9 protein-coding genes are annotated in these 14,265 nt (G+C 61.3%); 1 reads left to right on the top strand and 8 read right to left on the bottom strand.

The features are described from left to right. Positions 1-32: 32 nt before the first annotated feature. From rodZ to C1N60_RS05305, 6 genes are all read right to left on the bottom strand, one after another. Positions 33-1,055 carry a cytoskeleton protein RodZ gene (rodZ, locus tag C1N60_RS05330; protein ID WP_104188682.1) on the bottom strand — a complete coding sequence of 341 codons (1,023 nt, stop codon included), beginning with the start codon at positions 1,053-1,055 and terminating at the stop codon, positions 33-35. Beyond that, entirely contained in the window at positions 1,045-1,779 is a 735-nt protein-coding gene (gene pilW, locus C1N60_RS05325; RefSeq protein WP_021506557.1) for a type IV pilus biogenesis/stability protein PilW, read from the bottom strand. The genes rodZ and pilW overlap by 11 nt, the downstream gene beginning before the upstream one ends. 75 nt (positions 1,780-1,854) lie before the next feature. Then, the gene (locus tag C1N60_RS05320) at positions 1,855-3,024 is read right to left on the bottom strand and encodes a bifunctional tRNA (adenosine(37)-C2)-methyltransferase TrmG/ribosomal RNA large subunit methyltransferase RlmN (protein ID WP_021506556.1); all 1,170 of its coding nucleotides are present in this window, start codon (positions 3,022-3,024) and stop codon (positions 1,855-1,857) included. A 187-nt stretch (positions 3,025-3,211) separates the two neighbouring features. Beyond that, positions 3,212-3,643, bottom strand: coding sequence for a nucleoside-diphosphate kinase (gene ndk / locus C1N60_RS05315; protein WP_021506555.1), 432 nt, complete (start codon positions 3,641-3,643; stop codon positions 3,212-3,214). A gap of 169 nt (positions 3,644-3,812) precedes the next feature. Continuing rightward, the gene (pbpC, locus tag C1N60_RS05310; protein WP_394521476.1) at positions 3,813-6,131 is read right to left on the bottom strand and encodes a peptidoglycan glycosyltransferase PbpC; all 2,319 of its coding nucleotides are present in this window, start codon (positions 6,129-6,131) and stop codon (positions 3,813-3,815) included. A gap of 6 nt (positions 6,132-6,137) precedes the next feature. Then, positions 6,138-11,018: an alpha-2-macroglobulin family protein gene (locus C1N60_RS05305; protein WP_394521475.1), complete on the bottom strand. Its 4,881-nt coding sequence runs from the start codon at positions 11,016-11,018 to the stop codon at positions 6,138-6,140. A gap of 146 nt (positions 11,019-11,164) precedes the next feature. On the opposite strand from C1N60_RS05305, the gene sseA reads away from it, so the two are divergent. Continuing rightward, positions 11,165-12,004 (top strand): 3-mercaptopyruvate sulfurtransferase, encoded by an 840-nt coding sequence (gene sseA, locus C1N60_RS05300; RefSeq protein ID WP_021506552.1) that lies wholly within the window; start codon positions 11,165-11,167, stop codon positions 12,002-12,004. 120 nt (positions 12,005-12,124) lie between these two features. On the opposite strand, the gene sseB is transcribed toward sseA, so the two are convergent. Continuing rightward, the gene (gene sseB / locus C1N60_RS05295) at positions 12,125-12,892 is read right to left on the bottom strand and encodes an enhanced serine sensitivity protein SseB (protein ID WP_058758294.1); all 768 of its coding nucleotides are present in this window, start codon (positions 12,890-12,892) and stop codon (positions 12,125-12,127) included. Positions 12,893-12,944: 52 nt separating this feature from the next. Continuing rightward, positions 12,945-14,231 (bottom strand): aminopeptidase PepB, encoded by a 1,287-nt coding sequence (gene pepB / locus C1N60_RS05290; RefSeq protein WP_058758293.1) that lies wholly within the window; start codon positions 14,229-14,231, stop codon positions 12,945-12,947. Positions 14,232-14,265 lie beyond the last annotated feature (34 nt).

Raw genomic sequence — 14,265 nt, 5'->3', positions numbered from 1 at the left:
TCTCCACAATTACCCGGAAAGCGCGCTGCGCGTTATTGCGCACCCAGCGTCAGACGGGCAACCTGGTTATTACGGATAAAACGACTTAAATCAACGGGCTGATTCTGATATTGCACGTCAACCGCACCCGGAGCGCCAATTTTCAGACGATACGGAGCGGTGCCGGACAGGCTGAGTTTACCGCCGCTACGTTGCAATCCGCTGAACAACTTCTTACCGGTCGCATCGGTGACTTCCAGCCAGCAGTCAGCTTTGAAGTTCATCACCACGGCGTTAGGATCGCCTGCGGGCTGGCTGACGGCAGCGGTACCGGTTGGCATTGAGCCTGCCGGCACGCTGTTGGCCGGCGCCGGTGAGGTGGCCGCTGGCGGTGCGTTATCAATCGGCGCCTGGCTCGGAGACACCACCGCGTTGTCGCTGCTGGTTGCCGTGTTGCTGCTGGTCGCTGCTGGCGCACTGCTGGTACTGCCAGCGTTGTCTGGCGTGCTGGCCGCTCCGGCACCGGTGTCAATCGGCGTACCGGCCGCGTTAGTGTCGCTGTCGGTAGTGCTGTCTGTGCTGTTGTCACCCAGCGGAATCGACTGGCTGTTGTCACTGCTGCTGCCGTTCTGGTCAGCCATCGACACCAGATCTGCCTGCGAGGCTTTATGGTTCTGCCACCACCAGGCGCCGGTCAGGCCGACCACCACGAAAATCACCAGCCAGGTGAAGATCATCAACCAGCCGTCACGCTTTTTACGACGCTTACCCAGTGAGAAGCTCTGCATCGGCTCAATTTTCGCCGCACGCACCGGAGCCTGCTTCGCCATCATCGGCAGCAGGTCATCTTCAGGTACATGCACCAGACGCGCATAAGAGCGAATGTAGCCGCGCAGAAAGGTCGAGGCCAAGTCCGCCGGGGATTTATCCTCTTCAATATCACGCACGGTAGAAAGTTTCAGGCACAGGCGCTCAGCGACGTTTTGCTGGGTCAGCCCCATCTGCTCACGGGCCAGACGCAGGCGTTCACCTGTGGAATGTACTGCAGAATTCTCTTGAGTGGCTTCAGTATTCATTAGCTAAATAACGCTGGTACTGTATCGATTGTGGAAAACTTCGCGCCAACCGGTCGCCATAACGTGTAACGTCAGCAGCGTTTCCCTGTTGCGCGGCGAAACGTATCTGTAACCCCAGACTCTCTGCCGTTGCCGGCAAATGCTGATGGTAAACTTCTAAAAGCAGCGGCACTGAAGCCCACTGCTGCTGTTCAAGCCGTCGTTCCACTTCCGTCAGCAGCATACTGCCCTGCTCCGGTGCGGCATCCAGCGCGAGATCGAACTGCTGGCGCGCGGCGCGATCCTCTCCCGCCTGCAGGTAACAATAGCCCGAAAACAGCAGGGCATCCTGAGCGGCGTCGCTGTGCTGCGCTTCAGTTGCCAGCTTAAACTGTTGATGCGCTTCGTCATACTGCCTCAAACCGCAGAGAAACGCACCGTAATTGTTAGCCACATAACCATTCAGCGGCGCTAACTGCTGCGCGCGCTGGTAGTAATGGCGCGTCCGGGCGTTATTCTGCTGTGCCTGCGCGACGCGCGCAAGCGCCAGCGGCACCCGGTAATCGCGCGGCGCGGCCTGCTGCGCGCGCAGCAAATTGCGCTGCGCCGCGGCATAATCCTTCACCGCCAGATAGTGCAATCCCAGCTGCAGCCGGATATCGGCCGCGCCGTGCCGCGCCGGTGCTTCGACACACCCGGTTACAACAAAGCCGGCCAGCAGCGCGGCGGATATTCCTTTATGCATCTCAGTCTCTCCCTGTCAGTTCAGCGCAGAGACTGCCATGCCTGACGCCCGATGCGTAGCAGCGGGCGCGATCTTTCAGAGCGCCTTCACAGAGATGGCTTCACCGGCCATTTTTTTACGCAGCGTACGCTTGGTGCGGTCGATAACATCGCCGGCCAGCTGACCACAGGCGGCATCAATGTCGTCGCCGCGCGTTTTACGCACGATGGTGGTGAAACCGTACTCCATCAGCACTTTGGAGAAACGGTCGATGCGGCTGTTTGAGCTGCGGCCATACGGCGCGCCCGGGAAGGGGTTCCACGGAATCAGGTTGATCTTGCACGGCGTCTCTTTCAGCAGCGCCGCCAGCTCATGCGCGTGTTCGGTGCTGTCGTTGACGTGATCCAGCATCACGTACTCAATCGTCACGCGGCCCTGATTGGCGTTGGATTTGCCAATGTAGCGCTTCACCGCCGCTAGGAAGGCTTCGATGTTGTACTTTTTGTTGATTGGCACGATGTCATCGCGGATGGTGTCATTCGGTGCGTGCAGCGAAATCGCCAGTGCCACGTCGATCATATCGCCGAGCTTATCCAGCGCTGGTACTACGCCCGAGGTCGACAGCGTCACGCGACGTTTGGAGAGGCCGAAACCGAAGTCATCCAGCATGATCTCCATCGCCGGTACCACGTTGGTAAGGTTGAGCAGCGGCTCACCCATGCCCATCATGACCACGTTGGTGATCGGACGCTGGCCGGTCACTTTAGCGGCACCGATAATTTTTGCCGCGCGCCATACCTGACCAATGATTTCAGACACGCGCAGGTTACGGTTAAAGCCCTGCTGCGCGGTCGAACAGAATTTACACTCCAGCGCACAGCCTACCTGCGAGGAGACGCACAGCGTGGCGCGGTCGGCTTCCGGGATATACACGGTTTCCACCAGCTGATCGCCGACGCGAATCGCCCACTTGATGGTGCCATCGCTGGAGCGCATCTCTTCCGCCACTTCCGGCGCACGAATTTCAGCGCGCTGCATCAGCTTGCCACGCAGCACTTTATTGATGTCTGTCATCTGCTCGAAATCATCGCAGCAGTAGTGGTACATCCACTTCATGACCTGATCGGCACGGAACGGTTTTTCGCCCATCTCAACAAAGAATTCGCGCATCTGCTGACGGTTAAGATCCAGCAGGTTAATTTTTTCGTTTTTCGGGGAAACAACCACGGGGGAAGCGGACGACGGCGTCACAATCTGTTCGGACATAATGTTCTCTGGCCTCGTTGTTACACGTTACGGCTCTGGTTAAGAATAGGAAAAAAACAGCGCCCTCGCTGAGCCAGGCTCAACAAGGGCGCATAATTGTACTACATCTGCTGCGTGATGCCAGGGGAACGTCTTAGCCACCGGTTACAAGGTGTAAAGACGCCTGTCCGCATCCGCTACCGCGCACTTAGCGGGTACGTGGGCAGACTTCGTTTTCTGCGAAGAAGTAAGCGATTTCGCGTGCCGCAGATTCTGCAGAGTCAGAACCGTGGGTGGCGTTTTCGGTGAAGCTGTCTGCGTAGTCAGCACGCAGCGTACCGGCCAGCGCGTTGTCCGGGTTAGTTGCACCCATCAGATCGCGGTGACGCTGGATAGCGTTTTCGCCTTCCAGAACAGATACCACAACCGGGCCAGAAGTCATGAACTCAACCAGACCATCAAAGAACGGACGGCCTTTGTGCTCCGCGTAGAAGCCTTCAGCCTGCTCTTTGGTCAGGTGCAGCATTTTCGCACCAACGATTTTGAAGCCAGCGCTTTCGAAACGGTTGTAGATAGCACCAATCACGTTCTTAGCGACGGCGTTTGGTTTGATGATGGAGAAAGTGCGTTCGATTGCCATGATTACCTCTGATTAGCATCCTGAAGAAACCGGGAACCCGCTCCCGGTAAGAAAACGCGCCGATTATAGGGAGATCGGCGCGCCTTGCCTATGAGTGAAGAGAGGAATTATTGAAAATAATTGATTTCTGTCGGGGCAAACACGCAAAAAATATGCCATAGCGCTGCGTTTAGCCGCGCGTGAAAGACACCGAAGCCAGCTGCCCGGCCTCATCCATCACCACCAGCTGATAACGACCGGGCTCGCGCAGCACCAGCGAGGCGCTGCTTTTTCCCGCAGCAAGCTCCACCGGCTGCCCGTTTAAAAACCACCAGCGCTGCGTACCCTGCCCGCCCTGTACCGCCACCGGCAGCAGCAATACGACCTTACCGGGCAGCGGCTGCACGCGCTGGCCATTGATCACGCCGGTCACCAGCAGCGGCGCGCTGTCCCCCTGATTCAGCGGCGGACAGGTCGCATCCACCGGCGGCAGGCGCTGCGCCCGCCGTTCGCCCGGTGGCAGCCACGGCTCAAGCGGCAGCGGCCACATCATGCGTTCCCGGCTTTGCGCATCCGGACAATCCGCCGCCACGCGCAGTCCTTTGCTGTTTTGCCAGAAGCGCTGGCGTAAGCCATTGACGCCCTCCTGACCCGGCGCCAGCAACGTTGGCGGCACGGTCTGATTCAACACCCAGCTATAACGCCGCTGCCGGCAGTTCTCGTCGCCGGCGGGCAATGGCTGGCCGCCGGGCCAGCAGATACTGACGGCGCTGACCGTCGCCGGGCGCGGATCGCCGGGTACGCCGCGCGCCGGCAGGTGTCCCGCCAGCAGGTGATTAACCTGCTGCATCACCGGCACCGCCGACGCGTAACCGAACTGGCCGGCAACCGGCGTGGCATCCGGCCTGCCCACCCAGACGCCAATCAGATAGCGTGGCGTGATACCGACGCTCCAGGCGTCGCGATAGCCGTAGCTGGTGCCGGTTTTCCACGCCAGCGGCACGATATCGGCGACCGCCCCGCTGGCGGCAGGCTGCGCCTCACCGGCGAGAATGCGGCGCACAATCCACGCCGCGCCGGGCGACAGTAACGGGCGCTGCAGCAGCGGCTGCTGCGGCAGCCAGCGCAGCTGCGCAGCATTACCGTGGCGGGCAAAGGCGCTGTAGGCGGCGACAATGTCGTCCAGCCGCGCGCCGGTGCCGCCCAGCACCAGCGACAGATTCGGTTCACCGCCCGCCGGAAAGCGCAGATTCAGGCCGACGTTGCGCAGCCGCGCGGCGACGTTTTTCGATCCAAGCGCCTCCAGCAGCTGCACCGCCGGCAGATTGAGCGAACGCTGCAGCGCTTCGCTGGCGCTGACCGGGCCGTGAAAGCCGCTGTCGAAATTGCCGGGACGATAGTCACCAAAGCGGCGTGGCACATCCTGCAGCAGCGATTCGCCATGAATCAGGCCATCATCCAGCGCCATGCCGTAGACAAACGGCTTGAGCAGCGATCCCGGCGAACGCACGCTGGCAATCATATCCACATGGCCAAAGCGGCTGTCGTCATTGAAAGACACCGAGCCGACGTAGCCGCGCACCTTCATGCTGCTGTGGTCGACAACCAGCAGTGCCAGCGAGGTGCGCGGCGGCAGCCGGGTTTGCAGCGACGCAGCGAGGTTCTCCAGTTCGCGCTGCAGCGACACATCCAGCGTGGAGGTAATTTTGCTTTCGGGCGACAGCGACAGCAGCCGGCGCGCCAGCAGCGGTGCCAGCTGCGGCAGCTGGCGCGGCGGCAGCCATACCGGCTCCTGTTTGATTTCGGCGACGGTCTGCGCCGGCCACACCTGATACTGCGCCAGGCGGTCCAGCACTTTATTGCGGGCAGCTTCAGCGCGCTGCGGCCAGCGGTCCGGGCGCAAACGGCTGGGTGCCTGCGGCAGCACCGCTAGCAGCGCCGCCTCGCCGCGGGTAAGCTGCGACGCCGGTTTGCCCAGCCACATCCAGCTGGCAGCGCCGACGCCCTCAACCGTGCCACCAAACGGGGCGCGGTTGAGATACAGCGTGAGGATCTCGCGCTTTGACAGATGCCACTCCAGCTGCAGCGCGCGCCACGCCTGCACCACTTTGCCACGCAGGGTACGCGGCTGCGGATCAATCAGCCGCGCCACCTGCATAGTCAGCGTGCTGCCGCCGGAGACAATGTCGTGCTGCAGCAGGTTTTGCCCGACGGCGCGCACTATCGCCAGCGGATTAATGCCGGGATGGTGCCAGAACCAGCGGTCTTCGTAGGTCAGCAGCGCCTCGATATAGGCCGGTGACACCTCATCCAGCGTCACCGGATAGCGCCACACACCCTGTCGATCGGCAAAGCGCCACAGCGGCGTGCCATCTTCCGCTACCACCACCCGCGCCGGCTGTAACTGGCGCAGCGGCAGCGGATCGAGCCGGTCCAGCAGCCATACTGCGCCCACCAGCAGCAGTAACAGCAGCGCCAGCCCGCACAGGCGTCGGTGGCGCTGCGTCACGGGCGCTTAACGCACATGAAGTTTTTCCGGCGTGGTGCCGATGGCGCGCCACGCGGGCACATACATCGACTCCACCTGCGGTGGCGGCAGACGATAACTGCCCGGCGTCACCGCGCGCGCCAGATACAGCAGCGTGCCGGGCGTGTAGCCATCCAGCGCCAGCGCGGCGACAAAGCGGTCGTCGCGGAACTCAAGATGTTTAATGTTTGCCTGCTGCATGTCCATCATGCTCTCTTTCAGCGCATCGGCACTGTCGCCCAGGCTGGCGCTGCTGTCGCTCAGGTTTTGATTTTCCAGCTCCAGTCCGGCCGGCAGCAGATCCACCACCAGCGCATCGCTGACGCGCTGACTGGCGCCCACCTTCAGCCGCACCACCAGCAGCTCGCCGCTCTTAAGGTTATTGAGATCGGCCGGTTTACCGTCCAGCGTGAAGTATTCGCGACTGATGCTGAGCACGTTGCTGACCGGTGACGGCGCGGTACGCGGATAGCCCACCACATTGAGCGTACCGTACAGCGGCGACGGTGTGTCGCTGGTCACCGTCAGGCCCTGCTGCAACTGCTGCGCGCTCAGCCCGAGACTCAGCGGCCGATCGCTGCGCAGCGGCTGGTCCTGCAGCGTGGCCTGCCAGGCTTCACCCGGATGCTGCTGCAGCGTCCGCGCGGCGAGGAACAGCGCATTGTTCTCCTGAGTGGAGAACCAGCGCTGCCCGTGCAGCGTTTGCGCCAGTTCAATCAGCAATGGCCCCTGCTGCGCCGGCAGCAGCTGATTTTCCCTCAGCAGCGCCAGCGTCAGCGCGCGGTCACGCAGCGGGCTGCCGTAATCGCCCAGCCACATGTCAGGCTGGCGTTGCAGCGCGATGCCCTGCATCAGCGCCAGCTGCGCGCGCTGCGTATCGCCCGTCTGCTGTAGCGCCACGCCAAGCTGCACCAGCGCCAGTCCGGACTTCGCCTGGGCGCGTTGGTCATACAGCGCCCGCAGCGCGCCGAGCGGCGCCTGCTGCTGACGCGCCAGTACCAGCCCCGCATAGGCCTGCACGCTAAAACGCAGCGCATCGGCATCGCTACTCCAGCTGGTTTCGATTTGCGCCGGATCCTGCAAATAACGCAGCAGGCGCTGGTCGGCGCGATTAATCACGCCCTCCGGCACGCTGTAGCCTGCTTCGCTGGCGCGCAGCAGGAAGTCAGTGACGTAAGCGGTGAGCCAGAACTCCTCGCTGCTCTCTTTGCTCCACAGGCCAAAGCTGCCGTTACCGCGCTGCATGCCGGCCAGGCGCGCAATGCCGGTGTCAATTGCCGCGCGGCGCGCCTCATCGCTGCTGGTTTTGATGCCCATCGCGCTGAGCTGGGCGTGATTAGTGAAGAGTGAAGGCCAGATACCGCTGGCGGTCTGCTCCAGACAGCCATAGGGATAAGCGTATAGCTGGCTGATGTAGCTGGCGATATTCAGCGGCGGCTGAGAACTCAGCGACAGCTGGCCGCTCAGCGTGCCAGCCTGCAGGCCGTTGAAAGCGCTTGCCATCACCTGCCAGCGCTGCCCGCTGTTCATTACGTTATCGAAACTCAGGGTTTGCGCCGGATAAGCCGGACGCACGCCAATCTTCCAGCGGCGCACGCTCGGTGCCAGCGTCTCGTTCGGCAGGCTCAGCCCCGAAACGGTCACCTGCACGTCGCCCTCACCAAAACCGTCCTGCGCTTTAACCGGAATCGCCAGCGTGGTTCGCGCCCCCTTCGCCAGCTGCACCCTGGCCGGGATTTGGCCGTTGAGTGCAATCAAGCCGCTGGTGTTAACCGTGACGTTCAACGTTTGTGGTTGATCGGTGAGGTTGGTCAAATCCAGCGCCAGTGTTGATTGATCGCCGCTGGCAAGAAAGCGCGGCGTCGCCAGTTCGCTTACCAGCGGTGCGGCGACCACCATTTTACGATCCGCCGCGCCGAAACTGTCTTCGCTCCACACCTGCGCCATCAGCCGCAGCTCGCCGTTGAAGGCCGGTACCGGCAGTTCCAGCGTGCCCTCGCCGCTGGCATCCAGCGTCACCGGTTGCAGCTGCTGCGTCACAATCTGCGCCTCGGTGACCGGCTTTTTACCGCCGCGCGACAGCGCATCGGCATCATCCCCGTCACCGCCAAAACGCAGCGCCGCCAGTTTGCCACCGCCCTCAATCAATTGCCCGAACACGTCATACTGATCGGCGTTGTAGCGCTTGCGGCCAAAGAAGCCGTTCCACGGATCGGGGGTGGCATAGTCGGTAATGCTCAGCACGCCGCTGTCCACCGCCGACAGCAATACCTGCACCTGCTGCGGCAGCGCACCGCCCTCGCGGCGGGCTTTAACCTTCACTTTCACGGTTTGTTCCGGCCGAATCCTGTCCGGTGCCTCAAGTGCCAGCGTCAGGCGGCGCGCGGCGGTTGCCATCGGCAGATGCAACAAGCCGACCGCGCGTTTTGGCGTGGTGCCGTTCGCTTTGTCGCCGTCGCGCACCACAATCGCGCTGAGATACAGATCGTGGCGTTTCCACTCCGCACTGACTGGCACATTAATGGTTGCGCCGCCCGCCGGCACATCCAGCGGTTGCCACCACAAGGTGCCGCTGCTCGACTCCACCAGCAGATAGCCTTTGCCGGCCGCCGGGGATTCCACCGTGACACGCGCGGTGTCGCCGGGTTGATAGGCGGCTTTGTCGATCTTCAGTTTGACCTGATCCGGACGCAGCGCGCCGGTGCCGTTGGTGTTGTCCTGCCACCAGTAACCTGCCTGGAAACGCACGCTGCTGACGATGTTGTCACCGGCATGCACTTCAAGACGATAGGTGCCCCACTCCACCGGGAAGCTGACTTTCTGGGTGCCGCCCGCCGCAATGCTGATGCGCTGCTGCTCTTCCTGCAAATCTTTTTCATCGTAACGTGACTGCCAGCCTTCGCTGTCGGAGAAGCTCCAGAAGTAGTCGCGACGTTCGTGGATCAAACGCACATCAAGATCCTGCGCCGCCAGCTTTTCGCCCTGCGCATTGGCGTACACCACGTCAAATTCGGCGAGGCTGTTTTCCGGCACGGTTGGCTCATCGTTATAACGATCGGTGCGATAGTCGTACACTGATTCGCTGTTAAACAACGGACGAATGCCCGGCAGCGCGGCCGCAGGCCAGATCGCTTGCGTGGCACGCCGCGTTACCGGACGACCGCCGGTCTCCAGCAGGCTGGCCTGCAAAATCAGGTTGAGCGGAGAGTGGCTCTCCGCCCAGCTGCTTTCAACCTTAAGCTGCAGCCTGCCGCTGTCGTCCAGCTTTTCATCCACATCATCAAGGCTACGTTTCAGTTCCTCAGTGATGTCGCCAAACTGATAACCTGGCAACGCAGCGACCGCTTCACGCGCCGGGCGCAGGAACAGCTGGCCTTGCAGTTCGTTGCCTGTCGCTGGCGCGCCATACAAATAGCGACCTTCGACAGCAAAGGTGACGTCGGCATCTGGCGACAGAGGCTGAGTGTTGCTTTTAAGCGACAGCGCCATCCGTTCGGGCAGGAAATCTTCTACATTGAACGGCCAGCTGCGCGGCTGGTTGTCGCCGCTGTTAATACGCAGCGTCCATTTACCGGTCATCGCCGAGGCCGGTAAGGCAAAACGTTGTTGATAAACGCCGTTCTCTGGCTGCCAGACGAAGGTTTGTGCCACTTCACCATTCGGCTGCACCACTTCAGCTTTCACCGGCTGCGGCGGCAGTGGTTTGCCATCGGCATCGCGCAGCAGCGCATTAACGATGACCGTTTCGCCAGGACGATAGAGATCGCGCGGGCCAAAAATGAAGAACTGTTTGTCGTAGCCTTGCGGACCATCAATTGGGAATTCGGCCAGATCCAGCGCCGGGCGATTAAGGTCGATGAGCGAAGTCTGGCCTTTACTGGTCGCCAGCAGCAGCTTGCCTTTGGCGTTAGCCGCTAAACGCAGATGCCCCTCGCTGTCGCTGCTGCCGCTCGCCAGCTGTTGGCCTTTTTCATCCAGTAGCTGAATGGTGACATCTTCTAACGGCGCACCGCTGGCAAGACTTTGGCTAAAGAGTTCGAGCTGGCCCGGGAAGCGATGCAGCGACAAACCAATGTCGCTCAGGGTGAACAGTGTCGCCGGTTGCGTGTAGTTGTAGGTGCCGGCCTGTTTCATCACCGCCAGATAGACACCCGGCTGTTTCAGCGCCGCGACGTCGCCGAGCGGCAGCTGCATTTTTTCCCGCGTATTGCGTGCCGGGTTGAGATCGAAGCGGCCGCTGTAAACCAGATCGGCGTTTTTCAGCAGATCGCGCGATTCCCAGTACGACAAATTGTTGCCGTAATTCCACTGGGCGAGAAAATCCGCCAGCGAGGCATTTTTCACCCGGAAGAAATCAACATCGATCTGGTTAACGTTGAGCGCCAGCACCGGCAGTCCCTGCGCCAGGCGCAGCGGCAGCAGCGAGCCACGACTGGCGAAACCGACCATCGGCTGGATGTCGCGCGTGGTGAGTGTCTGGCTGAATGGGCTGGCTAAGGCACTGCCATCCGCGGCCTTCAGGCCGGCATTGACCGTGACGGTGAGCTTGCGCGCCGGCTGCGGATGGCGGAAGCGCAGCACTTTGCCGTTCTGCGCCAGCTCCCAGCCTCCGTCGACCTTGCCGCTGCTGTCATCGGTGAGGCTGATCCAGTGGTTGAAATCCTGCTGACCGTCGAGCGCGCGGTTGAAGGTCAGTACCAGCGCCGCCGCGCCGTCCAGCTGCAGCTCGGAAAGGTCGATCACCGCGAGAGCGTGTGTCGCGGCCTGCGGCGCAGGCGTATCAGCCGCCTGCAGCGACGGCTGCGCGCCGCCCAGTAATGCGCCGCCGATCAGCACGCTGAACAGCAGTCGTTTTACACATCTTGCCATGGTAATTCCCTCACCAGCCCCAAAAGGTTAAACGTGTTGTGCTGCGCAATTTCACATCAAGCCGCCAACTTTAGCAATGTTACCCTTGAGATAGCCTTCACATTCCCGGACACTGGGCCTTTGCCGCTGATGGAGAAGAGGTTGCTATGACAGCCATGTTTGTGTCCGCTGATTGGTTGAATGAACATTACCACGAAGAGCGTTTGCAGGTGCTGGATGCCCGCATGCTGCCGCCAGGTCAGGAAGCGGTGCGCGATATCACGGCGGAGTATCTGGCCGGGCATCTGCCGGATGCGCCTTTTTTCAACATCGAAGCGCTGTCCGATCACACCAGCCCGTATCCGCATATGATGCCGCGCGCAGAGACCTTTGCCGTGGCGATGCGCGAGCTGGGCATCAGCCAGGATAAACATCTGGTGGTGTACGACGAAGGCAATCTGTTCTCCGCGCCGCGCGCCTGGTGGATGCTGCGCGCCTTTGGCTGTGAACAGGTGTCGATTCTGGCGGGCGGCCTGCAGGGCTGGAAAGCCGCTGGCTTCAGCCTGGCTACCGGTCCGGTGAATCTGCCTGAAGGCGAGTTTGACGCGCAGTACGACAGCAGCCAGGTGAAGCGCCTGACCGATGTGCTGCTGATCAGCCACGAGGGCGGCGCGCAGATTGTCGATGCGCGCGCGGCCAACCGTTTCAATGCCGAAGTGGATGAGCCGCGTCCCGGCCTGCTGCGCGGCCATATCCCGCACAGCCTGAATATGCCGTGGAACGATCTGGTGGCCAACGGTGAGCTGAAACCGGCCGCCGAGCTGCGCGATCTGTTTGCAAAGGCAGGCATTAAGCTGGATCAGCCGATTGTCGCCAGCTGCGGCTCCGGTGTGACGGCGGTGGTGGTGATTCTGGCGCTGACCGCGCTGGGCGTGCGTGATGTGACGCTGTACGACGGTTCGTGGGGAGAATGGGGCAGCCGCGACGATTTACCGATTGAGAAATAAGTGTCGGATGTGGTGCGTATAACCGGTCGCCGTAAACGGCGACCCTACACGTAGGGTGCGCATTTATGCGCACCTGGGTGAAATCGGTGCGATTTATCGGCGCACTGATGCGCACCGGCACTAAATAATCCGCTGGCTGCCTTTGAAATCGCGCAGGAAACTGCCCCAGCGGCGCTCATAAAACGGCGTAATGTGCGCGGTGAAGAAATGGCTGACACCCTGTTCGTTGCTGACCACTTCACAGATATCAATTGGCGCGTCATCGGGCAGCGTATCGGTCGCCACGCTGCCGGCCGCCTGAATAATCGCATCAATATCGCTGTCGGCTTCAATCCCAATCAACAGATTCGCCTGTTCATCGGCACGCTCACGAATGCTGGCAACGTAGGCGCGACGCACCTGTTTGTATTTCGCAAACAGCTGGGTCAGCGAATCGATCATCTGCGCCGGCGGCTCGGCCACTTCGGACAGCAGCAATGCATGACCGCCCTCCAGCACCGTTTGCTGGCTCAGCGCACTGCCCTCTTCGCCCAGCAGATGCGCGATCTCGCCGGGTGAAAACTCTTTGCCGGCCGGCAGTTTCGGATTGAGGAACAGCGTTTCGCCCAGCGTCATTTCAAACAGCGTGCGCGTCGGTAAACGCAGGTACGGCTGCTCACCCTGGATGGCTTCGCTCATCGCTGCTTCTGAGGTAAAGAAAGGGATCACGCTGCCGCCACCCTCTTTCTCCCAGTGCTGTAATTCTACCGGCGAGGTGGCATCAAACTGCTCCGCGGGACTTTCGCCCGGCACCCAGACATCGGCCTCCAGCAATAGCTGAAAAAATTCCGGACGGTGCGCAGGCTCGGTGGCCGCCAGCTTCAGCACCTCTTCAAGACGGTTACTCATAAGGGATAGGCTTCCAAAAAAGACGGCAGGTTGCAGCCTGCCGTTGTCGGGATTATTTCAGTAACAGATTGGCAATGGTACGCACGCCAAGGCCTGTCGCACCGGCAGACCACTGATCCACCGCGCTTTTGCGATAGGTCGCGGAGCAGTCAATGTGCAGCCAGCCCTGCTGATAGTTGCTGACGAACCATGAGAGGAACGCCGCCGCGCTGCTGGCGCCCGCTGCATGTGCCGCGCTGGCGATGTTATTCAGATCGGCAAAGTTGGACGGCAGATGGTTGCGGTGGAATTCGGCCAGCGGCAGACGCCAGAAAGCTTCATTCTCGCTGGTGGCGCTGCCCAGCAGCGACTCCGCCAGCACGTCGTCAAAGGTAAACAGCGCATGGTAATCGTTGCCCAGCGCGGTTTTCGCGGCACCGGTCAGCGTGGCCGCATCAATCAGCAGCTGCGGACGCTGTTCGCTGGCGTCGATCAGTCCATCGGCCAGTACCAGACGCCCTTCGGCGTCGGTGTTCATCACTTCAACGGATTTCCCGTTGCGATAGCGGATGATGTCGCCAAGGCGGAACGCGTTGCCGCTTACCATGTTATCGGCGCAGCACAGGAACAGCTTCACGCGTTTATCCAGGCCGCGCGCAATCGCCAGCGCCAGCGCACCGGTTACCGTTGCCGCGCCGCCCATATCGGATTTCATCGAATCCATAAACGCGCTCTGCTTCAGGCTGTAACCGCCGGTATCAAAGGTGATGCCTTTGCCCACCAGGCAGGCGTACACCGGTGTGCTGTCGTCGCCGCCGGGGTTGAAGTCCAGCGTCAGCAGCACTGGCGGACGCGTCGAGCCGCGGCCTACGGTATGAATTCCGGCATAGCCCTGCTCACGCAGATCCTCACCTTTGATGATGCGATAGCTCACCGCGTCACCGCCTACTTCGCTGATCAGATCGATGGCGCTGTGCGCCAGCTGCTCCGGGCTCAGATCTTCCGCAGGCAGGTTGATGGTGTCGCGCACCCAGTCAACGATCTTCAGGCGACGATCGAATTCGGCCTGATCGGCCTCACTCAGCGTCGGCCATTCGACCTGACGCTGGCCTTTCGGGCTGCGGAAACCCTGCCAGAACGCCCAGCATTTCTCCAGATCCCAGCCTTCGCCGCTCAGCGCGACGTGGCGGATGCCCTGACCGTCCAGCTTGCGTCCGGCACGTTGAATGCTCATCAGCGCATCGGCACCGGTCAGGTGAACGGTCATGCCACTTTCATTGCTGCTCAGCAAGGCTTTCTCGCCCCAGCGCGCGTCGGCGGCCTGGGAGCTGAGCGTAATCGTCATGGGTTGTGTTGTCATCGCGTGGCTCCGTTTGCGTTTGTTATCCCTGCGC

It is taken from the genome of Pantoea sp. SGAir0184, assembly GCF_043544755.1.
The sequence above is the reverse complement of the archived record's forward strand: the minus strand, read 5'-3'. Positions and strand labels throughout refer to the sequence as shown.

Bases quoted from the DNA above. Each gene is read 5' to 3' on its own strand.
- rodZ (WP_104188682.1), bottom strand. From the start codon at position 1,055: ATGAATACTGAAGCCACTCAAGAGAATTCTGCAGTACATTCCACAGGT.
- pilW (WP_021506557.1), bottom strand. From the start codon at position 1,779: ATGCATAAAGGAATATCCGCCGCGCTGCTGGCCGGCTTTGTTGTAACC.
- C1N60_RS05320 (WP_021506556.1), bottom strand. From the start codon at position 3,024: ATGTCCGAACAGATTGTGACGCCGTCGTCCGCTTCCCCCGTGGTTGTT.
- ndk (WP_021506555.1), bottom strand. From the start codon at position 3,643: ATGGCAATCGAACGCACTTTCTCCATCATCAAACCAAACGCCGTCGCT.
- C1N60_RS05305 (WP_394521475.1), bottom strand. From the start codon at position 11,018: ATGGCAAGATGTGTAAAACGACTGCTGTTCAGCGTGCTGATCGGCGGC.
- sseA (WP_021506552.1), top strand. From the start codon at position 11,165: ATGACAGCCATGTTTGTGTCCGCTGATTGGTTGAATGAACATTACCAC.
- sseB (WP_058758294.1), bottom strand. From the start codon at position 12,892: ATGAGTAACCGTCTTGAAGAGGTGCTGAAGCTGGCGGCCACCGAGCCT.
- pepB (WP_058758293.1), bottom strand. From the start codon at position 14,231: ATGACAACACAACCCATGACGATTACGCTCAGCTCCCAGGCCGCCGAC.